The 19,708-nt window shown below is 64.8% G+C and carries 17 protein-coding genes and 2 tRNA genes; 12 read left to right on the top strand and 7 right to left on the bottom strand.

What is annotated here, in order from left to right; genetic code table 11:
• The first annotated feature begins 16 nt into the window (after positions 1 to 16).
• Genes J2X62_RS12830 through J2X62_RS12820 form a run of 3 tightly spaced genes read left to right on the top strand, consistent with a single transcriptional unit; the run spans position 17 to position 6,038 of the window.
• Positions 17 to 4,849 carry an NAD-glutamate dehydrogenase gene (locus J2X62_RS12830; protein WP_310181016.1) on the top strand — a complete coding sequence of 1,611 codons (4,833 nt, stop codon included), beginning with the start codon at positions 17 to 19 and terminating at the stop codon, positions 4,847 to 4,849.
• A gap of 42 nt (positions 4,850 to 4,891) precedes the next feature.
• Positions 4,892 to 5,356 carry a thioesterase family protein gene (locus J2X62_RS12825; protein WP_045841282.1) on the top strand — a complete coding sequence of 155 codons (465 nt, stop codon included), beginning with the start codon at positions 4,892 to 4,894 and terminating at the stop codon, positions 5,354 to 5,356.
• Positions 5,349 to 6,038 (top strand): hypothetical protein, encoded by a 690-nt coding sequence (locus J2X62_RS12820; protein WP_032368215.1) that lies wholly within the window; start codon positions 5,349 to 5,351, stop codon positions 6,036 to 6,038. Before J2X62_RS12825 ends, J2X62_RS12820 begins: the two co-directional genes overlap by 8 nt.
• A 41-nt stretch (positions 6,039 to 6,079) precedes the next feature.
• Here J2X62_RS12820 and J2X62_RS12815 read toward each other — a convergent pair whose 3' ends face one another.
• The gene (locus J2X62_RS12815; protein WP_371832725.1) at positions 6,080 to 7,681 is read right to left on the bottom strand and encodes a glycoside hydrolase family 13 protein; all 1,602 of its coding nucleotides are present in this window, start codon (positions 7,679 to 7,681) and stop codon (positions 6,080 to 6,082) included.
• A gap of 195 nt (positions 7,682 to 7,876) precedes the next feature.
• On the opposite strand from J2X62_RS12815, the gene J2X62_RS12810 reads away from it, so the two are divergent.
• On the top strand, positions 7,877 to 8,335 hold the full coding sequence (locus J2X62_RS12810) for a cupin domain-containing protein (protein WP_204857301.1): 459 nt from the start codon (positions 7,877 to 7,879) through the stop codon (positions 8,333 to 8,335).
• Between the two features lie 48 nt (positions 8,336 to 8,383).
• Here the strand turns inward: J2X62_RS12810 and J2X62_RS12805 are convergent, their stop codons facing one another.
• On the bottom strand, positions 8,384 to 8,779 hold the full coding sequence (locus J2X62_RS12805; protein ID WP_027497590.1) for a globin: 396 nt from the start codon (positions 8,777 to 8,779) through the stop codon (positions 8,384 to 8,386).
• 50 nt (positions 8,780 to 8,829) lie between these two features.
• Positions 8,830 to 9,789, bottom strand: coding sequence for a mechanosensitive ion channel family protein (locus J2X62_RS12800; protein WP_052056319.1), 960 nt, complete (start codon positions 9,787 to 9,789; stop codon positions 8,830 to 8,832).
• Between the two features lie 231 nt (positions 9,790 to 10,020).
• Between J2X62_RS12800 and J2X62_RS12795 the strand changes: the two genes are divergently transcribed.
• From J2X62_RS12795 to J2X62_RS12785, 3 genes are all read left to right on the top strand, one after another.
• Positions 10,021 to 10,683: an HNH endonuclease gene (locus J2X62_RS12795; protein ID WP_174557300.1), complete on the top strand. Its 663-nt coding sequence runs from the start codon at positions 10,021 to 10,023 to the stop codon at positions 10,681 to 10,683.
• 81 nt (positions 10,684 to 10,764) lie between these two features.
• Positions 10,765 to 11,016 carry a hypothetical protein gene (locus J2X62_RS12790; RefSeq protein ID WP_027497587.1) on the top strand — a complete coding sequence of 84 codons (252 nt, stop codon included), beginning with the start codon at positions 10,765 to 10,767 and terminating at the stop codon, positions 11,014 to 11,016.
• Entirely contained in the window at positions 11,003 to 11,482 is a 480-nt protein-coding gene (locus tag J2X62_RS12785) for a DUF5130 family protein (RefSeq protein WP_032368213.1), read from the top strand. Before J2X62_RS12790 ends, J2X62_RS12785 begins: the two co-directional genes overlap by 14 nt.
• A gap of 117 nt (positions 11,483 to 11,599) precedes the next feature.
• Here J2X62_RS12785 and pepN read toward each other — a convergent pair whose 3' ends face one another.
• The gene (gene pepN / locus J2X62_RS12780) at positions 11,600 to 14,173 is read right to left on the bottom strand and encodes an aminopeptidase N (protein WP_310181004.1); all 2,574 of its coding nucleotides are present in this window, start codon (positions 14,171 to 14,173) and stop codon (positions 11,600 to 11,602) included.
• A 157-nt stretch (positions 14,174 to 14,330) separates the two neighbouring features.
• Between pepN and J2X62_RS12775 the strand changes: the two genes are divergently transcribed.
• Entirely contained in the window at positions 14,331 to 14,948 is a 618-nt protein-coding gene (locus J2X62_RS12775; protein WP_032370209.1) for a DsbA family protein, read from the top strand.
• Between the two features lie 78 nt (positions 14,949 to 15,026).
• On the opposite strand, the gene J2X62_RS12770 is transcribed toward J2X62_RS12775, so the two are convergent.
• Positions 15,027 to 15,686, bottom strand: coding sequence for a DUF429 domain-containing protein (locus tag J2X62_RS12770; protein WP_052053215.1), 660 nt, complete (start codon positions 15,684 to 15,686; stop codon positions 15,027 to 15,029).
• A 19-nt stretch (positions 15,687 to 15,705) separates the two neighbouring features.
• On the opposite strand from J2X62_RS12770, the gene J2X62_RS12765 reads away from it, so the two are divergent.
• Both J2X62_RS12765 and J2X62_RS12760 read left to right on the top strand, forming a co-directional pair.
• Positions 15,706 to 16,185: a ribose-5-phosphate isomerase gene (locus tag J2X62_RS12765; RefSeq protein ID WP_032374451.1), complete on the top strand. Its 480-nt coding sequence runs from the start codon at positions 15,706 to 15,708 to the stop codon at positions 16,183 to 16,185.
• Positions 16,186 to 16,980, top strand: coding sequence for an Fpg/Nei family DNA glycosylase (locus tag J2X62_RS12760; RefSeq protein WP_032368209.1), 795 nt, complete (start codon positions 16,186 to 16,188; stop codon positions 16,978 to 16,980).
• Positions 16,981 to 16,991: 11 nt separating this feature from the next.
• Here J2X62_RS12760 and J2X62_RS12755 read toward each other — a convergent pair whose 3' ends face one another.
• Positions 16,992 to 17,786: a hypothetical protein gene (locus J2X62_RS12755; protein ID WP_027497580.1), complete on the bottom strand. Its 795-nt coding sequence runs from the start codon at positions 17,784 to 17,786 to the stop codon at positions 16,992 to 16,994.
• 111 nt (positions 17,787 to 17,897) lie between these two features.
• Positions 17,898 to 17,971, bottom strand: a tRNA-Gly gene (locus tag J2X62_RS12750).
• A gap of 170 nt (positions 17,972 to 18,141) precedes the next feature.
• Here J2X62_RS12750 and J2X62_RS12745 point away from each other — a divergent pair.
• Together J2X62_RS12745 and tig are read left to right on the top strand one after the other, a co-directional pair.
• Positions 18,142 to 18,215: transfer RNA gene (locus tag J2X62_RS12745), tRNA-Pro, on the top strand.
• Between the two features lie 101 nt (positions 18,216 to 18,316).
• Positions 18,317 to 19,696 carry a trigger factor gene (gene tig, locus J2X62_RS12740; protein ID WP_032368208.1) on the top strand — a complete coding sequence of 460 codons (1,380 nt, stop codon included), beginning with the start codon at positions 18,317 to 18,319 and terminating at the stop codon, positions 19,694 to 19,696.
• Positions 19,697 to 19,708 lie beyond the last annotated feature (12 nt).

Here is a 19,708-nt window from a genome sequence, read left to right as displayed (position 1 = left end):
GGAGTACTCGAAAACAATGTCACGCTCGCTTGACCTGACCGACGACGACTGGGCCGACGGGCTCGACGACAGGCTTGTGGCCGAGTTGGCGACATTGCGTACGGAGTATTTCGAGCACACCGACGCCACTGCGGTCGCAGTGTCCGCGCATACCCCCGACATCACCTCTTTTCGGCGGCACGTTCGGCTCGCCGCAGAGCGGCTGCCGGGGACGGCGAATGTGGCGGTCCATCGACCGAACGAGTCTGCAGCACAGCAGGTAGCGGGAAGCTACCTACAAATCGTCACCGACGATATGCCGTTGCTGGTCGAATCGATCATGTCGCTGCTCTCGCGTCTCGGCATCGAATACACCGACGTGGTTCATCCCATTCTCTCCGTCGATCGGAACGCAGAGGGAGTGCTCGTCGGGCTGAGCTCGGCCGGCATCGCCGAATCCTGGATACACGTCCAGCTGCACCCGTCCACCTCAGACGATGCCGTCGCGCAGTTGGAAGAGGAGACGAGTCGAGTACTCGCCGATGTGCGTCAGGTCGTCGGCGACACCGACGAGATGCGTCGCGTGCAGGCTGCCGTGGCCGATCGGTTGGACGGTGTCGCCGCGGCGTCCGGCGACACCGACTCCGAACCAGCCGTCGCACACCGGGATGCGGCTGCCTTGCTGCGTTGGCTGGGCGACGGCCATTACACCTTGCTGGGTTACCGCAGATACACGATCGACGGTAGCGACGGCGACCGAACCGCAACGGGTGTGGAATCGAGCAGCCTGGGTGTGCTGCGCGATGCCGGTCAACATGGAGACGGACCCGAACCGGTCGGTGAGCGCGACCTGGTTGCTCTGACGCAGGGGCCGAACCCCGCCACGGTTCATCGTGCTGTCTACCCCTATTTCGTCAGTGTGATCGATGCCGACGACTCCGCCGAGCATCGATTCGTCGGTGTCTTCACCGTCACCGCGCTGCACGAGAACGTCCTCGACATTCCGGTGATCGAGCGTCGAGTGCGGTCGGTGATCGCCAAGGCCGGCCATGATCTCGGGTCCTTCTCCGGCCAGGCCATGCTCGAGGTGCTGCAGTCGATGCCGCGGTCGGAACTGTTCGCGACCTCTGCCTCGTGGCTGTTCGAAACGGCGAGTGCTGTTCTGGCGCTGGGTCGCCGGCGCAAGGTCAAGCTGTTCGTGCGACCCGATGCGAGTGGGTCCTTCGTCAGTGCTCTGGTGTACCTGCCGCGAGATCGCTACACCACTCGCGTCCGACTCGCGATCCAGGACCGACTGCTCCGAGAGCTCGGTGGTACCTCGCTCGACTACACCGCACGCGTCACCGAATCGGATCTCGCGCTGCTGCACGTGACGGTGCGCCGCGCACCGGGCACTGTCTCTCCCCACCTGTCCGCCGACGACATCACCCGGATCGAAGCGGCGCTGACCGAGACCACTCGAACGTGGGAGGACTCGTTGGGTGACGCCGTGTCCCTCGACCGAGCCGTCGACCCGGCGCGCATTCAGCGCTACACCGAGGCTTTTCCCGAGGCGTACAAGCAGGACTTCAGTCCGGCCAGGGCCGTCACGGACATTGCCCGCCTCGAAGCGCTCGGCGACGAAGCGATCGACATGCAGCTCTACCGAAACGAGCGTTCGGCCGTGGGGAGTTGGCGCTTCTCGCTGTACATCGGCGGTGCGGGCGTATCACTGTCCCAGGTGTTGCCCATTCTGCAGAGTCTCGGTGTTGAGGTCGACGACGAGCGGCCGTACCCGGTGGTGCGTCCGGACGGAATGTCTTGCTGGATATACGATTTCGGTCTCTCTGCCTCGCGTGAGATGTTGCGCTCGGCCATCGACGGGGACCTCGACGCCGAGCTGTCCGAGGCAGGCACGGCCGATCGCGAGAGCCGGGTCCAGCATCGATTCACCGACGCATTCGCGGCCGTGTGGAGCGGCGCGGCAGAAGCGGATCGTTTCAACGAACTGGTGATGCGCGCAGGTCTGCACTGGCGGCAGGCCGTGGTATTGCGTGCCTACGCCAAGTACCTGAGGCAGGCGGGTTTTCCCTACAGTCAGTTCAACATCGAGGGCGTCCTCCTGGCGCATCCGCGTACCGCTCGGCTGCTCGTCGGACTGTTCGAGGCGCAGTTCGATCCCGAGACCAGTGCCGAGGCGGACGCGCAGGCCATCGGGACCCAGCTCGGCGAGCTCATCGACGAGGTCGTCAGCCTCGATGCCGACCGCATTCTGCGCAGCATGTTCGAGCTCATCCGAGCGACGTTGCGCACCAACCACTTCGTGGTGGGATCCGACGGTGCACATCGCCCGTACCTCTCGCTCAAGTTCGACCCGCAATCCATCGCGGAGCTACCCAAACCGAAGCCCACGTTCGAGATCTTCGTGTACTCCCCGCGCGTCGAGGGGGTCCATCTTAGGTTCGGTGCGGTGGCCCGAGGCGGGTTGCGCTGGTCCGATCGACGGGAGGACTTCCGGACGGAGATTCTCGGGCTCGCCAAGGCTCAGATGGTCAAGAACGCAGTCATCGTGCCCGTCGGGGCCAAGGGTGGATTCGTCGTCAAGCGTCCTCCGGTGACCACAGGTGAAGCCGACCGAGATCGACAGGCATACGCCGAGGAAGGCAAAGCCTGCTACCGACTGTTCATCGCCGGGTTGCTCGACATCACCGACAATCTCGACCGCGCTACCGGGTCGGTATCGGTACCTACCGGGGTGGTGCGCCGCGACGGAGACGACACCTACCTCGTCGTCGCGGCGGACAAGGGCACCGCGACCTTCTCCGACATGGCCAACGGCATCGCTGCCGAGTACGGATTCTGGCTCGGTGACGCGTTCGCGTCCGGTGGATCCGCCGGATACGACCACAAAGCCATGGGAATCACCGCCAAGGGTGCGTGGGAGAGCGTCAAGCGGCACTTCCGTGAGCTCGGGATCGACACGCAGAGTCAGGATTTCACGGTCGTCGGCGTCGGCGACATGAGCGGAGACGTATTCGGTAACGGCATGCTGCTGAGCCGACACATTCGCTTGCTCGCGGCGTTCGACCACCGGCACATCTTTCTCGACCCCGACCCCGATCGGGAGTCGTCGTTCGCCGAGCGGGAGCGCTTGTTCGCCCTGCCGCGGTCGTCGTGGGCGGACTACGACACCTCGCTCATCAGTGCCGGCGGAGGGGTGTGGGAGCGGACCCGCAAATCTGTACCCATCAGCGCCGCAGCACGTTCGGCCCTCGGGTTGGACGAATCGGTTGCTGCACTGTCACCACCAGAGTTGGTGAACGCGATCCTGAAGGCTCCCGCCGATCTGCTGTGGAACGGCGGAATCGGCACCTACATCAAGGCTTCCAGTGAGAGCAACGCCGAAGTCGGCGACAAGGCCAACGATGCAGTGCGGGTCGACGGCGTGGATGTGCGGGCGGCCGTGGTGGGGGAGGGCGGAAACCTCGGTGCCACCGCACTGGGCAGGATCGAGTACGCCGCAGCCGGCGGCAAGATCAACACCGACGCCGTCGACAACTCGGCGGGCGTCGACTGTTCCGATCACGAAGTCAACATCAAGATCCTGCTCGAGACTGCCATCACCAACGGAAACCTGGCGCGCGAAGACCGCGATGAGCTGCTTGCGTCCATGACCGACGAGGTCGGGCGATTGGTGTTGTGGGACAACATCATGCAGAACGAGTTGCTCGGTACGTCCAGATTCGACGCACCCCATCTGGTGACGGTGCACAGCCGAGTGATCGAGGATCTGGAGACGCGTCGAGGGCTCGATCGGGAGCTCGAGGCTCTGCCCACCGAGGCCGATCTCCGTCGTCGCAAGCAAGACGGGCGTGGACTGACGTCGCCGGAACTCGCGACGTTGATGGCGCACGTGAAATTGGCACTGGAAGCGGAACTGCTCGACAGCGAGCTTCCCGACAGCGACGTCTTCGCCCCCCGGCTACCCAAGTATTTCCCCGAGCCACTGCGGGATCCGTACGCAGATGCCATCAAGGCGCATCCGCTACGGCGTCAACTGGTGGCGACGACGCTCGCCAACGAGGCCATCGACTGTGGCGGAATCACCTACCCGTATCGGTTGACCGAGGACTCCGGTGCCGCAGGCACCGACGCCATCCGCGCATTCGCCGCGGCCACCGAAATCTTCGGCCTCGACGAGGTGTGGGATTCGATTCGCGCTGCCGACGTACCCACCGCAGTGTCCGCCGAGCTGCTGCTCGAATCGCGTCGCATGCTCGATCGAGTATCCCGGTGGCTGTTGGCCAATCGGCCGCAGCCGTTGGCGGTCGGGGCCGAGATCAGTCGCTATGCCGGGCAGGTTCGCGCTCTGCAGCCGCGGGTCGCGTCGTGGATCTCCGGTCACCAGGCGGTCGATTTGGACCGGCGTTCGGGGGCCGCGATGGAACGAGGTGCTCCGGCCGAGCTGGCACGTCGGATCTACGGCTTGCTCGACGTGTACTGCCTGCTCGACATCATCGATATCGCCGACATCGTCGACCGGGACGGGGCGGAGGTGGCCGAGCTCTACTTCGCGCTCGACGCGCACATCGGCATCGACTGGTTGCTCACCGCGGTCTCGAAGCTTGCCCGCGGCGATCGATGGCATTCGTTGGCGCGCTTGGCTCTTCGTGACGATCTGTACGCCTCCCTTCGCGGAATCACCAAGGCCGTGTTGGCCGCGGGCGAACCGGACGAGTCGGTCACGGAGAAGATCGCCGAATGGGAATCGACCAATTCGTCGCGGTTGGCCCGCTCGCGTGCAGCGCTCACCGAGATCGCCGAGACGGGGACGCTGGACCTGGCGACACTCTCGGTTGCCGCCCGACAGGTGAGAAACATGGTTCCCTGACAGCATGGAACTTTCGTTCGATCGAGAAGAGGTAGTAAGCGCGTGAGTGTGCCCGACGACCATCTGTCCGACAAGCGACCCGCCACCGAGCGGGTGGGCTTTCACGCCGCTGTGGATGTGCGGTGGTCGGATATGGATGTGTATCAACACATCAACCACGCGCGAATGGTGACGTTGCTCGAAGAGGCGCGGATCCCGTGGCTGCTGGTGGACGGCAGGCCGACTGCGAATCTGCGTCACGGTGCCGTCATTGCCGATCTGCACGTGAAGTATCGCGGGCAGCTGCGACACGAGGACGGACCCCTCGACGTCTTCATGTGGATCGATGCGGTCCGCGCGGTGGACTTCGTCGTGGGGTACGAGGTGCGGGCACGCGGGGCGTCGCTGGATACGCCGGCAGCGGTGGTGGCGTCGACGCAGATCGCGGCGTTCGACATCGATGCGCAGCGACTGCGCCGGCTCACTCCCGCCGAGCGCGAGTTCCTGGTGAGTTGGCAGCGTGTATGAGCGCGTTCTGACCGTTCCCGATGCGGTCGAGCGGGAGAACCTCCAGACGTTCTGCAGCAGGGCATTGCGCTTGGACGAGGCTGCTGTCGTTCGGTTGCGCACTCGGGCCGGCGGGGGCGTGTCGTGTTGGGCGGCAACCGGTTTCGATGCGCTCGCCGCGCGGGTGATTGCGGGAACCATCGTGCCCGACGACACCAGTGCGGGTGCCGATGTGTTGGTGTCCGCTCTGCAGAACGCGGACGACGGCGTGATCGACCCGGGTTTCTCGATGGACTCCGCCTGGCGTGGCACCCTTCCTCCCGACGGCGGATTCGAGCATCTCGACGACGTCCCCGCGCGGGTGCTCATCGGACTCGCACAGCGCGGTGCCGCACTGGCGAAGGAACACGGCAGCAGTCACGGGCCGCCGAGCTCGTTGCTCGAACAGCAGGTGTTGCACGTGACCGGTGACGGCGACGACGTCTCGGTCACCATGCGCACCGTATTCGGGTTGACCGCAATGGGTTTCGTGCCGCACGACGGTAACGATCCGTTGACGATCGACGTCGACCCGGAGAGGATCGCCGCCGCAGAGGTGGTACGAGTACGCGCCACCAAGGTGTGGTTGCGCCTCGATGCCAGGTTCGGGTCGGTGTTCGTTCGCCGCCCGGGCCAACAGTTGTCGCTCACCGTCGAACGCTGAGCGTGGCCGGTCGGCCGGTTCGGACGAGCCGGCCGGCCGGCTCAGACGAGCCAGGCGGCCGCGTTCGCGGGAAGCATCCCGTCGACCAGCGGAGTGCTGGTCAGCAACACTTCGCCGGGTGGGAGTGGGATCGACTCGTCGGAGGCGTTGAGGGCGCAGATCAAGCCCCCGCGGCGCCGGAAGGCCAGGCACCCGGGAGGGGCACCGTACCAATCGATTCCGCCGCCGGTGAACTCCGGCCGCAGGGTGCGCAATTCGAACGCCGTGCGGTACAGGCTGAGCATCGAATCGACCTCTTCGAGCTGCGCCTCGGCGGTCAGCCCCTTCCACTCCGGCGGCATCGGCAACCAGGTGGGATCGGTGGTGGAGAACCCGAACGGAGGGGCATCGCCCTCCCACGGCATGGGGACTCGGCAGCCGTCGCGTCCGCGCTCGGTGTGCCCGGACCGCTCCCACACCGGGTCCTGCAGGACACTGTCGGGCAGCTGCACGTTCGGTAGCCCGAGCTCGGCACCGTTGTAGACGAAAATTGTTCCAGGAAGGGCCAATTCGACGAGAATCATGGCCCGGGCCCGGTGGTAGCCCAGGTCTCCGTCGCCGTATCTGGTGACCTCGCGTTCGACGTCGTGGTTCGACAGTGTCCACGTCGGGGTGCCCCCGACCAGTTCGACGGCCGCGAGCGAGTTGGAGATCGCATCGCGGATGGTCTCGGCGTCGAAATCGACACTGGCCAAGCGGAAGTTGAAGCCCAGGTGCAGCTCGTCGGGGCGGATGTATTCGGAGAACCGAACGTTGTCCTGGACCCAGATCTCGCCGACCGTCACCGCGTGGGGGTATTCGTTCATGACGGCTCTGATGCGGCGGTGCAGTTCGTGGACTCGGGGGTTGTTGAACCGGGGATCGTCGTCGTCGTTCTTCATCAGTGCGTTGAACTCGAGGCTCATGTCGGCCAGCTCGGCAGGTTTTGCCATGCCGTGGGCGACGTCGAGTCGAAATCCGTCGACGCCTCGGTTCAGCCAGAACCGAAGGGTGCGTGCGAAGTCGTCGAAGACCTCGGGGTTGTCCCAGTTCAGGTCCGGTTGTTCGGGCGCGAAGATGTGCAGGTACCACTGACCGGGGGAGCCGTCCCTCTCGTCGACTCGCGTCCAGGCGGGACCCCCGAAGATGCTCGGCCAGTTGTTCGGCGGCTGCGAACCGTCGTCGCCGAGCCCGTCGCGAAAGATGTAGCGCGCTCGCTCGGCGCTGCCACGAGGGGCGTTCAGAGCCGCCTGGAACCACCGGTGTTGGTCACTGGTGTGATTGGGCACCAGATCCATCGTGACCTTGATGTCGCGGGCGTGCGCCTCGTCGAGCAACGCGTCGAAGATCTCGAGACTGCCGAACATGGGGTCGATGTCTCGGGGGTCGGAAACGTCGTAGCCGTGATCGGCCATGGGCGACCGCGTGATCGGTCCGATCCAGATGGCGTCGATACCGAGCAATTCGAGGTATCCGAGCTTGTCTCTGATGCCGTCCAGATCACCGATTCCGTCACCGTTCGCATCTGCGAACGACCGGGGATAGATCTGGTAGAAGACGGCGTCCTGCCACCACGACAACTCGGTGCTTTCGATCGGATCGGTCACAACTGGCAATAGTGCCAAACGAATGGGCTGCGAACGATTCGAGGGCGCTGAGGTGCTACCTGCACCCGGTCGAGGCGGACCATCCGAAAGTAAAGGATTGTGCTCATTCACATGACCGACACGTATCCCCACGTTTGGAAAGTGTTGTATGTTCTGCAACGTGAAACGTGTCGCGGCCGGCGCCGCGCCCGACGGTGAGGACGCGACGACACCATGAGAACCTCGACCATTGCTGTGCGGCTGGAAGATATTTCGCTCTCCGACAGTCCCATCGAACCCACGTGGATCCTCGAGGGAAACCCGCGGGCGCGCGTCGCGGAGTGGTCCAGAAGCACCGACGGCACCACGACCACCAATGTGTGGGATTGCACGGCCGGACGCTTTCGGTGGTACTTCGCGGTCGACGAGATCGTCCACATCATGGACGGGTCGGTCGTGGTGTCCAGCGAAGATCACGCGCCCCGGACTCTGGTCGCCGGCGACGCGGCGTTGTTCCGCGCCGGCACATGGTCGGAATGGCGCGTCGACAACTACGTTCGTAAGCACGCCATCTTGCGGCAGCACCTGCCCGCGCCGCTGAGCTTCGTGCTCGGGGTAGCCGGCTCGCTCCGCCGCCGGCTCGGCCGCCTCAGAGGTGGCGCTGCGGGCCCGCGGCGAGGCGCATCGCTGTAGTTCGTGACGCCGTAGTTCGTGACGCTGTAGAACATGACGCCGTAGCTCTCAGATTGCCGAGTTCATCATCGAATTGGCGGCCATCTCCATGTAGTCGACGAGTTGCGTTCGGTGCGCAGAATCCAGGACCGCCGGGTCGATCGAGGCGATCGCGATGTGCATGCATCGAAGCCAGGCGTCACGTTCGAGCGGCCCGATCCGAAACGGGTTGTGACGCATCCGCAATCGTGGATGCCCACGTTCGTCGGAGTACGTACGAGGCCCGCCCCAGTACTGCTCGAGGAACATTCGCATCCGCCGTTCGGCCGGTGCCAGGTCCTCCTCTGGATACAGGGGCCGCACGATCTCGTCCTTGGCCACTTCCTCGTAGAACTTCGCCGTGAGCAACCGGAACGTCTCCGCACCGCCGACCGCGTCGTAGAACGTCTGCTGCGGTTCGGTCATCACACTCTCTCTGTTCGTTCCTCGTCGGCGTCGGTCACGCTCATTGTTCCTCAGCTGCTGCTCTCGACTGCAACCCCACCCGGACGGCCCATCGCATACGGGGCTTTGATACCGGCATCGTCGAACGACTGCAGGATGTCGCGGTGGAGGCGACGCTGCACCGCCCATTGGCGGCCGGGTCGGGTCTTGATCGTGATCCGGATGGTCACGGTATCGGCGCTGACGGCATTGACGCCGAGCATCTCCGGGGGTTCGAGGATGTCGCTGTCGAAGTCGCCGGAGTCCACGACCTCGTTGGTGGTTCTCTCGGCCACCGCGCAGGCCTCGTCGATGTTGGCCGTGTGGGAGACGGGGAGGTCGAGGACAGCTACCGCGAACCCTTGGCTCATGTTGCCCACCCGCAGAACTTCACCGTTTCGGCAGTACCACACGGTGCCGTTGACATCTCTGATCGTGGTGACGCGCAATCCCACGCTTTCGACCGTGCCGATCGCCTCACCGAGATCGACGACGTCGCCGACCCCGTACTGATCCTCGAGAAGCATGAAGATTCCGGACAGGAAGTCGCGGACGAGGTTCTGCGCACCGAAACCGAGGGCGACACCGACGATCCCCGCCGACGCGATGAACGGGGCGACGTTCACACCCACGACGTCGAGCACCGACAGCACGAACCAGGTCAGGATCATGACCGACACCGCAGATCGGAGTACCGAACCGATCGTGTTGGCCCGCTGTCTGCGACGTTCGTTGAGTATCTCGCCCTTCACCGTTCCCGAGGACCGGTCGCGTAACGGCCGGAGTAGTGCAGGTGATCGGCCGGCGTCGTGTCGAGTGAAGCGGTCGATCATTCGGTGTAACACGAGCCTGAGCACGATCGCCAGAACCAGATAGCCGAGGATCTGCAACGGACGGTCGACCAGCCAGTCGCGTCCGGTGTCGGTCAGTTCGAATGCTCGGGTGTCGAGCTCTCGCAGCAGCGAAGGTTCGGGTAACGGCGATACGGACAGAAGGGTTGATACAGCCACCCGAAAAGTCTACGGAGACACAGAAATCTTGCCAGTCGCGCAGCGCATAGCGGTATCGATCCTCGAACTCGCTGATCGGAAACCGGAATGTTCACCGATCGGCAACAGAAAATGCGCAGAAAAAGGCTGTGCGCGGGCGGTGTATTCGTGTTCCACTGTGAACCGTGTTCCACGCAAGCCATGCGCGGGCGCCGACACTCCCTGGAGTAATGCATGAAGAACTCTCAACACCGCCACCGACAACTCCCGCCCACTGAGGGCCGCACCACGCACGACCAGCGTGAGACGGCCTCGGGGGCTTCTCCGCTGCGCGTGGTGCCGACGGCCCACAACGCCACGGGCGACGACGCCGTGCCGGCGTGGGTCAAGCGCCGTGTGCTGCTGCTCAACGCAACTTTCGAACCACTGACCGCGCTTCCGATGCGCCGGGCGGTGGTTCTTCTCGTTTGCGGCAAGGCCGACGTGATCCACGACGATCCGGAGGGGCCGTTCATCCGGTCGGCCGATTACTCCGTCCAGGTGCCGTCGGTGATTCGGTTGCGGACGTTCGTCCGAGTTCCCTATCGAGCGCGGGTGCCGATGACGCGCGCGGCACTGATGCATCGCGACAGATTCCGCTGCGCCTATTGCGGCAGCAAGGCCGAGACCGTCGATCACGTCGTGCCTCGCAGCCGCGGCGGCGGCCACTCGTGGGAGAACTGCGTGGCGTGCTGCGCCTCCTGCAATCACCGCAAGGCGGACAAGCTGCTCAGTGAGATCGGGTGGACGTTGCGAGCCCAGCTCGTGCCACCGAAGGGCCCGCATTGGCGTCTGCTGGCGACCACCAAGGAGTTGGACCCGAGCTGGTTGGCTTACCTCGGCGAAGGTGCTGCCTGACTGTCGGCCGTTGGCTCTTTTCGGTCACAACACCAGCCCCGACGTGGTCCGACGGGCAATTGTCGACTAACGTCACACCCCGTGAGCATTTTGGAGACCACGCTGATATTCGGGGTGATTCCGGTTGCGGTGATCGGAATCGTCGGCGCGCTGTCCTACTTGACCGACAAGCAGCCGGGGATGGACGTCGCTCCGTACCGGCTGACGGACGAGTGGACGCGCGAGCCATTGCTGTGGAGCGCTACGGACGAGGTGACTCCGTTCGGAGGCCACGGATCGCACGACGCGGACACAGCCGATTCGATCGGAGGTGCTGCAAGTGGCAAGTGGTGAACTGGTACGTGGCGGTGACATCCGAGAAGAGGACCTGCCGTTCGGGGCTGCGCTGACGGCGAGTGGTCGCGTATCGGTGGCACACGAGTTCGGCACGCCGAGCCCGGAGCACCTGCCTTTCGCGACGCAGGATCTGGTCGCGCTCGACGACGCACTGAGCGAGGCGACCCGGAAGACGAAGATTCGGTTCAACATCTACGTCGGTGACCTGGGAGTCGATCCGGCTGCGGGAGCGGATTCGGTATTCCCCGGCACCCCCGATGCGATTCGTTCGGTTCTGATCGCTGTCGACCCCAACCGGCACGCGCTCGAGATCCGCACCGGAAAGCGGGTCTCGAACCGTGCTACCGATCGGGTTGCTCAGCTCGGCGTCACCGCTGCGCTCGGCCCGTTCCGCGACGGCAACCTCATCGACGGTCTCGTGACCTCGGTCCGCGTGATGGCGGCATCCATCCTCGCGCCGTAGCTCGTCGCGCTCCATCCCCGTAGTTCTCGGCCGGCGGTCCCGGCGACGACGAGGGCCGGCTGCATCTCACCTTCGCGGGTGAGACGCAACCGGCCCTCGTCGTATGTGTACCTGCGATCAGCCGGCGTCGTATGCCCGGGCCGCGAGTGCCCGAACGACTCCGGCGCGGCCTTCGATCACCAGTCGGCGCAGAGCGGGTGGAAGATCGCCATCGAGGAACCTGTCGGCTGCGGCCAACGACTGCTCGCTGATCGACCACGAGGGGTAGAGGCCCACCACGACGGTCTGTGCGACTTCACTCGATCGACGAGCCCACACGCCGTCGATCGCCTCGAAGTAGCGGTCGACGTACGGCTCGAGCAGTTCGCCCTGGCCGGGGCCCGCGAAACCACCGATGATCGACCGCGCCGTGATGTTCGGAACCGCGTCGTCGTCGACAACGGTCGTCCATGCCCGCTCCTTCACCTCGGCACTGGGACGCGCAGCTCGTGCAGCGGCAGCCGACCGCGCTCCGGCGGCGGTGTTGTCCTTCTCGGCTTCGGCGTCGATGACCGGCGAATCGAGCCCGTCGGCATCGATGGCTCCGGCCGCCGCAAGGGCGGTGACGATGCGCCACCGCAGATCCGTATCGATGTCGAGTCCGGCCAAGGACTGCCCCTGGGCGTCACCGTCCAGGAGAGCGCGCAATACCTCGACATGGCGCTCGCTGAGTTCGGTACCGGTGAGGGCGTTGACGAACGCCAACTGGTGATCCGAGCCCGACTCGGCACCGCGGGCCAGCTCGAGCACTGCGTCGGCGAACTCCGGGACTCCGTGTTTTGCCGCCCACACCGGATCGGCGTAGCTGGTGACAGCCGTCTGCGCCTGGAGCAGAAGGCGTTGCACCACACCCACTTCGGTCTCGCTACCGATTCCGCGCTGGACCAGAGCCACGAAGTCGCGTGCCTTCATCTCGGCGGACCGAGTCATTTCCCATGCGGCCGACCAGGCGAGAGTGCGGGGGAGCGACTCGGCGATGTCGCCGATCCGATCGACGAGAACACCGAGCGAATCCGGATCGAGCCGCACTGCGCAATACGTCAGGTCGTCGTCGTTGACCAGCACGAGCTTGCCGCGCGATACACCTACGAGCGCTTCGACATTCGTCGATTCGGCAGCATCGAGGTCCAGCTCGACGCGGTCGGTACGCACCAACTTGCCGTCGACGTCGTCGTAGATGCCGATTGCGATGCGGTGTACGCGATGCTCGCCCGCGCCCGGTGCTGCGCCGGTCTGCGACACTGCGAACCGGGTGAACCTGCCCTCCGAGTCGACGTCGAAATCGGGGCTCAGAGTATTCAGGCCGGTGGTCCGCAGCCACTGCGCACCCCAATCGGAGAGATCGCGACCCGATGACTTCTCCAGTGCCGCAAGCAGATCCGAGAACGTTGCGTTGGCGAAGGCGTGATCGACGAAGTAGGCCCGCAACCCGGCCAGGAAGTCTTCCTTACCGACGTACGCAACCAGCTGCTTGAGCACGCTGGCACCCTTGGCGTACGTGATGCCGTCGAAGTTGACCTCCACGGCGGCCAGATCGGGGATGTCCGCGGCGATGGGGTGCGTCGAGGGCAGCTGGTCCTGTCGGTATGCCCAGGCCTTCTCGACGTTGGCGAACGTCGTCCACGCGTTGGTGTACTCGGTCGCCTCGGACTGGCACAACACGGAGGCGAACGTCGCGAACGACTCGTTGAGCCACAGGTCGTCCCACCACGTCATCGTCACCAGATCGCCGAACCACATGTGCGCCATCTCGTGCAGCACGGTCTCGGCGCGTCGCTCGTAGGAGTACCGCGTCACCTTGGACCGGAAGACGTAATCCTCGAGGAACGTGACGGCCCCGGCGTTCTCCATGGCTCCGGCGTTGAATTCGGGCACGAACAGCTGGTCGTACTTGCCGAACGCATACGGGGTGCCGAAGTTCTCGTGGTAGAAACCGAAACCCTGCTTCGTCTCGGTGAACAGTCGCTCGGCATCCATGTGTTCGGCAAGGGATGCGCGGCAGTAGATTCCGAGAGGGATGGTGCCGTGATCGTCGGTGTAGGAATCGGTCCACTCGGCGTAGGGACCGGCGATCAGAGCAACCAGGTATGTGCTCATCAGCGGCGTCGTGTCGAACACGTGCTCACCTGCGGCCGGCTCGGCACCGTGCGCTGCGTTGGAGATGACGGTCCAGCTCTCGGGAGCGGTGACCTTCAGGTCGAACGTGGCCTTGAGATCGGGTTGATCGAAGCACGCGAACATGCGCTTGGCGTCCGCAGTCTCGAACTGCGAGTACAGGTACACCGAACCGTCCGACGGATCGACGAAACGGTGCAGGCCTTCGCCGGTGTGCGAGTAGACGCAGTCGGCATCGACCACGAGTTCGTTGTGTTCGGCGAGATCGACCAGAGCCAGCCCCGTCGACTCGTCGTAGTTCGTCGTGTCGAGCGCTGTGCCGTTGAGCGTCGCCGACCGGATGGTGCCTGCGACGATGTCCACGAAAGTCGACGCTCCGGCGGTCGCGGCGAACGTGATGGTGGTGAGCGAGCGGAACGTCTTCTCGCCGGGATTGCCCTCGCCGTCGGTGAGATCGAGAACGATCGCGTACTTCGTTTCCCCGATGATCGCCGAGCGCTCGGAGGCTTGGTCACGCGTCAGGTTGGGAGCAACCACTTCAGTCGACACCTCTTCGTGTAGTTATGGGTAGTGCCGTCCATCCCATCACGTCCGCCGTGTCGCGCGCTGGCTGACGGGTCGCGTGGAATGTCCGCGCGGTGGCCGGGTGTTACGACATGAAGAGACAGCGACATCGACTTTCGAGGAGCAGACAGTGGCCGGTTCAGGACAGAAAGACACCGCTGATTTTTGGTTCGACCCGCTGTGCCCATGGTGCTGGATCACCTCACGTTGGATTCTCGAGGTCCAGCAGGTGCGCGACATCGACGTCAACTTCCACGTCATGAGCTTGGCCGTCCTCAACGAGGGCCGCGACCTGCCCGAGGAGTACGCCGCGATGATGAAGAAGGCGTGGGGTCCGGTGCGGGTGGCGATCGCCGCGGCGAAGAGCAACGGCGACGAGATCCTCGCGCCGCTGTACGCGGCCATGGGCACGCGAATTCACAACGAGGGCAACAAGGATTTCGACGTCGTCATCCGAGAGTCCTTGGCCGAACTCGACTTGCCCGCCGATCTCGCCTCGGCAGCCGAGAGCACCGATTACGACGAGGACCTACGCACCAGCCACCACGCAGGAATGGACAAGGTCGGCCCCGATGTGGGCACTCCCACCATTCACGTCAACGGCGTGGCGTTCTTCGGCCCTGTGCTCTCGCGGATTCCACGCGGTGAAGAGGCAGGCAAGTTGTGGGACGCGTCGGTGATCTTCGCGGCGTACCCGCACTTCTTCGAGCTCAAGCGCACCCGCAACGAGGACCCGCAGTTCGACTGATCGCGTGACCCTCGTGCGTGGAAACTCGTAGCAGGAGCCGAGCTTTCACGCACGAGGGGCCAGTTCACGCACGGGGGATCAGGCGACGATTCGATCTGAGCCGCTGTCGGTGCCGAACGTCAGATGCTCGCCGAGATGGAAGCGCCTGGCCGACCACGCCGCTACTGCGGCATCGAGGACGTCGTCGACGAGCGGCCCGTTCGGCAGGTCGTCCAGGTCGAGAGCCCCGGTCCATCGTGTCAGTGCGGCCAACCGTTGCCCGACGCCGCGGCCGGTCTTCTTCGATGCGTAGACCGTGGTCGGCGACATCGCCCTGAACGAGCATTCGGGATGCACTTCGACGTACCGTTCCGGATCGAAGTCCGAATCTCGCCACGCCCGGACCGCGGGCAAGATGTGCCACGTTTGTTTACTGATTGCCTTGCCGGTCTTCGACCGCGAGATCGAGCACGCCTGTTCGTACGACACCGCGCCCAGAACATCCGCGACCGGGGTGTGAAAGATCGAACTGCGCGCCGTCCCCAGGAACTTCTTCGCCTCCAGTTCGCTGACGCGATAACCGTCCACGGGTAGCGACAGCGGCATGTCGACGCCCACTCGCGCGCAGTCTCGGGTGTGCTCCAACACGTCGGAGACGGAGGAGCAGGCCGTCCACGTCACTCTCGTGCCGTCGAACAATGCGACCACCCACGCACCCTTCGCGCCGTCGACACCGGCGAATTTCTCGGCTCGTGACATCACCTGTCAGACTCTAGGCATGCGCGTATACCTGGGTGCCGACCACGCCGGCCTCGAGTTCAAGAATCAGATCATCGAACACCTGACGGCAACCGGGCACGAGCCCGTCGACTGCGGTGCGTTCGACTACGACCCGGTCGACGACTACCCGGCCTTCTGCATCGACGCAGCACGTCGCGTCGTCGCCGATCCGGGCAGTCGCGGCCTCGTGCTCGGCGGATCCGGAAACGGCGAGCAGATCGCCGCGAACAAGGTGCCGGGCGCACGCTGTGCCCTCGCGTGGAGCGTCGAGACGGCAAAGTTGGCTCGCGAACACAACGATGCGCAGCTCATCGGCATCGGCGGCCGCATGCACACGTTGCCCGAAGCACTTGCCATCGTCGACGCGTTCCTCGGCACCCCGTTCTCGGGCGAGGAGCGCCACCAGCGTCGCATCGACATCCTGTCCGAGTACGAGCGCAGCGGCGAAGCACCCGAGGTTCCGGGAAAGCCCGAGTAAGTGCCCGAAGGGCATACCCTGCACCGACTCGCTCGGTTGCATCAACGTCGGTTCGGCGGGGCACCGGTGGAGGCGAGCAGTCCCCAGGGACGGTTCGTTTCCGGTGCCGCGCTGATCGACGGCCTCGTCCTCGAGAAGGCCGAGGCGTGGGGCAAGCATCTGCTGCACCGCTACGAATCCGACCTGATCGTGCACATTCACCTCGGCCTGTACGGAAAGTTCACCGAACACGCTGTGCCACTGGACGATCCGGTGGGTGCGGTGCGTCTGCGCATCGTGGGGGAGAAGTACGGTGCCGACCTCCGCGGCCCCACGGCCTGCGAGATCTACACCGAGCAGCAGGTCGACGCCCTCCTGGCGCGTCTGGGGCCGGACCCGCTCCGCAAGGACGCCGACCCGGATGCGGCCTGGGCACGAATATCCAAGTCACGCACGGCCATCGGCACGTTGCTGATGGATCAGAAGGTGCTCGCCGGCGTCGGCAACGTCTACCGCGCCGAGATCCTCTTCCGGCACGAGATCAACCCGATGCGGCCCGGAAAGGACCTCGACCGAGCCGAGTGGGACGCCATCTGGCTCGATCTCGTGGACCTCATGGCCATCGGTGTCCGACGCGGTCGCATCATCACCATCCGGCCCGAGGACGATCACGGCGACACCTACGGTGCCCGCCGACCGCGTTCGTACGTCTACCGCAGGGAAGGCCTCCCGTGCCGCGTGTGCGGAGCCGAGATCCTGCACTCGACGATGCAGGCGCGAAACCTGTTCTGGTGCCCCGTCTGTCAGGCGACGTAAGGGCGGGCGAGCTAGAACCCGCCGAAATCCCCTCCGCCTCCGCCGCCGTCGAAGAAGCCACCGCCGTCTCCGCTGTCGAAGAAGCCGCCGCCGTCACCGCCGTCGTTACCTGCTCCGGCGTCGCCACCGTCGTAATTGTCACCAGCACCCCCGTCGGAACCGTCCGCACCCAGGTCGCCACCCGCTGCGGTCTCGTCCGGAACCCCGGCCATGCCGGAGAACATCGCCGAGAACAGGAACATCGAGCCCATTCCCCATGCGCCGGCGACCAAGGCCGGACGCCACCACGGCTCGGAGTACCAGCCTGCGGGGACGGGTCGGCCCGCCACCCGTCCGCCCGGGTAGTAGTTCGGGGTCCGGTCCGACGGGTCCGGTGAGGCCGCGATCTCTCGTCCCTCGAAGTCGACCTTGCGTTCCTCGGTGACACGGCCTGCCTGCTGTTGGCCGTCGATGCCCTGCACCTCGGGGCCCGGGTCCATGCCCATCGCCAGGCGCGCTGCGCGAATGTAATAGAGCCCTTCCAACGCGGTCTGCTTGGCCAGCCTCGCCTGTTCGACGGTTGTCGCCTGGTCGATCTGCGAGCCTGCTGCGATATTGCGCTCGGATGCGTCGGCCAGGGCCTGCTTGGATGCGGTGTCGGAGCCGACGAGGTTGTAGACCTGGCCGCCGAGCCGCTCGATCGACTGGCGGGCGTCGGCCTTCGCATCGGCCAGTGCGGTGGCCGCGGCTGCGGCGGAGTTCTTCTTGCTGCGCAGCACCAGCAGTGCCACTACGGCCACGATGATGACGATCAGGACGATTTCCACTTCTGAGCCTTCAATCGGCGATACATGTCCAGTTCGTCCGATTCACTCGAACACTGTCGACGATACGCGGACACGAAAAAGCCCCGCACTCGTGAAGTGCGGGGCTTTCGATGGAGCCGATGACGAGAATCGAACTCGCGTAGCCTGTTTGGAAGACAGGGGCTCTACCATTGAGCTACATCGGCGTGCAAACAACAGTCGTGGGATCGCCAGTTCCGTCGCCTGCGTTTCAAGACTGTACCCAAAGCGGTTGCCGGATTCCAAACCGGCCCGTCGAGCCCGGTCTCACGGAACGTCATGGGTGGGGCGCCCATGAGGGGCTACTATCGGTTGCTGTTCAATGGTGTCCGTACGACGGGGTGTGGCGCAGCTTGGTAGCGCATCCGCTTTGGGAGCGGAGGGTCGCAGGTTCAATTCCTGTCACCCCGACAAATGAGAGCCGCGGGCACGGCTCACCGTGCTCGTGGCGAGCGGAAGACAGCAAGCCAGAACTGCCAGCAAGCAAGAATCACCACAAAGGAGCATGTCCCGTGAAGAGCACCGTCGAGCAGCTGAGCCCGACGCGAGTCCGTATCAACGTTGAGGTGCCCTTCGAGGAGCTCAAGCCTGATTTCGACCGCGCGTACAAGGCTTTGGCTCAGCAGATCCGCCTCCCCGGATTCCGTCCCGGCAAGGCTCCGGCCAAGTTGCTCGAGGCGCGAGTCGGCCGTGGTGCAGTACTCGAGCAGGTCGTCAACGACGCTCTTCCCTCTCGCTACTCCGAGGCCGTGACCAACGAGAAGGTCAAGGTCATCGGCCAGCCCGAGATCGAGATCACCAAGATCGAAGACGGCACCGAGCTCACGTTCACCGCCGAGGTCGACGTGCGTCCCGAGATCGAGCTGCCGGATTACTCGACCATCAGCGTCGTCGTCGATCCGCTCGAGATCAAGGACGAAGCCGTCGACGAGCAGCTGCAGTCGCTCCGTCAGCGTTTCGGAACCCTCACCGGTGTCGATCGCCCGGTTCAGTCCGGCGACTTCGTGTCCATCGATCTCTCGGCCACGGTCGACGGCGAGAACGTCGAAGAGGCCACCGCCAGCGGACTGTCCCACGAGGTCGGCTCCGGTCAGCTCATCGAGGGCCTCGACGACGCGATCATCGGCGTCTCGGCCGGCGAGTCGAAGGAGTTCACCTCCACGCTCGTTGCCGGTGAGTATGCGGGCAAGGAAGCCGTCGTCACGGTCAAGGTCGTCTCCGTCAAGGAGCGCGAGCTGCCCGAGGCCGACGACGAGTTCGCCCAGCTGGCCAGTGAGTTCGACACGTTCGATGAGCTACTCGCCGACCTGAAGACGCGCGTCGAGCGAGTCGCGAAGGTCGAGCAGGCCGGTCAGATCCGCGACAAGGTGCTCGAGACGCTGCTCGAGACCCTCGAGATTCCGGCTCCCGAGGCCGTCGTCAAGGCCGAGGTCGATTCCCAGGTGCACGAGGCCATCCACGGCCTCGATCACAACGAGGAAGCGCTCGCCGAGTTGCTCGAGTCGCAGGGTTCGAGCCGCGAGGAGTTCGACAAGGACGTCAAGGAGGGTGCCGAGAAGTCGGTGCGCACCCAGCTCCTCCTCGACGCCATCGCCGAGGCCGAGAACACTCAGGTCGGCCAGGACGAGCTGACCGAGCGGATCATCTTCCAGGCCCAGCGCTACGGCATGCCGCCCGAGCAGTTCATCCAGCAGGTCCAGCAGGCCAACCAGCTCGGTGCCGTGTTCGCCGACGTCAAGCGCGGCAAGGCGCTTGCCTCGGTCGTCGAGCGCGTCACCGTGACCGACACCAACGGAGCCAGCGTCGACACCGCCGAGCTGTTCGGCAGCCCTGCCGATGCTCCCGACGAGGTCGAAGCAGCTGATTCTTCCGAGGGCGAACAAGAGAAGTAACGCTCACAGCGA

Origin of the sequence: Rhodococcus sp. 3258 (assembly GCF_031456475.1) — a bacterium.
GTDB classification, from domain to species: domain Bacteria; phylum Actinomycetota; class Actinomycetes; order Mycobacteriales; family Mycobacteriaceae; genus Rhodococcoides; species Rhodococcoides fascians.
The sequence above is the reverse complement of the archived record's forward strand: the minus strand, read 5'-3'. Positions and strand labels throughout refer to the sequence as shown.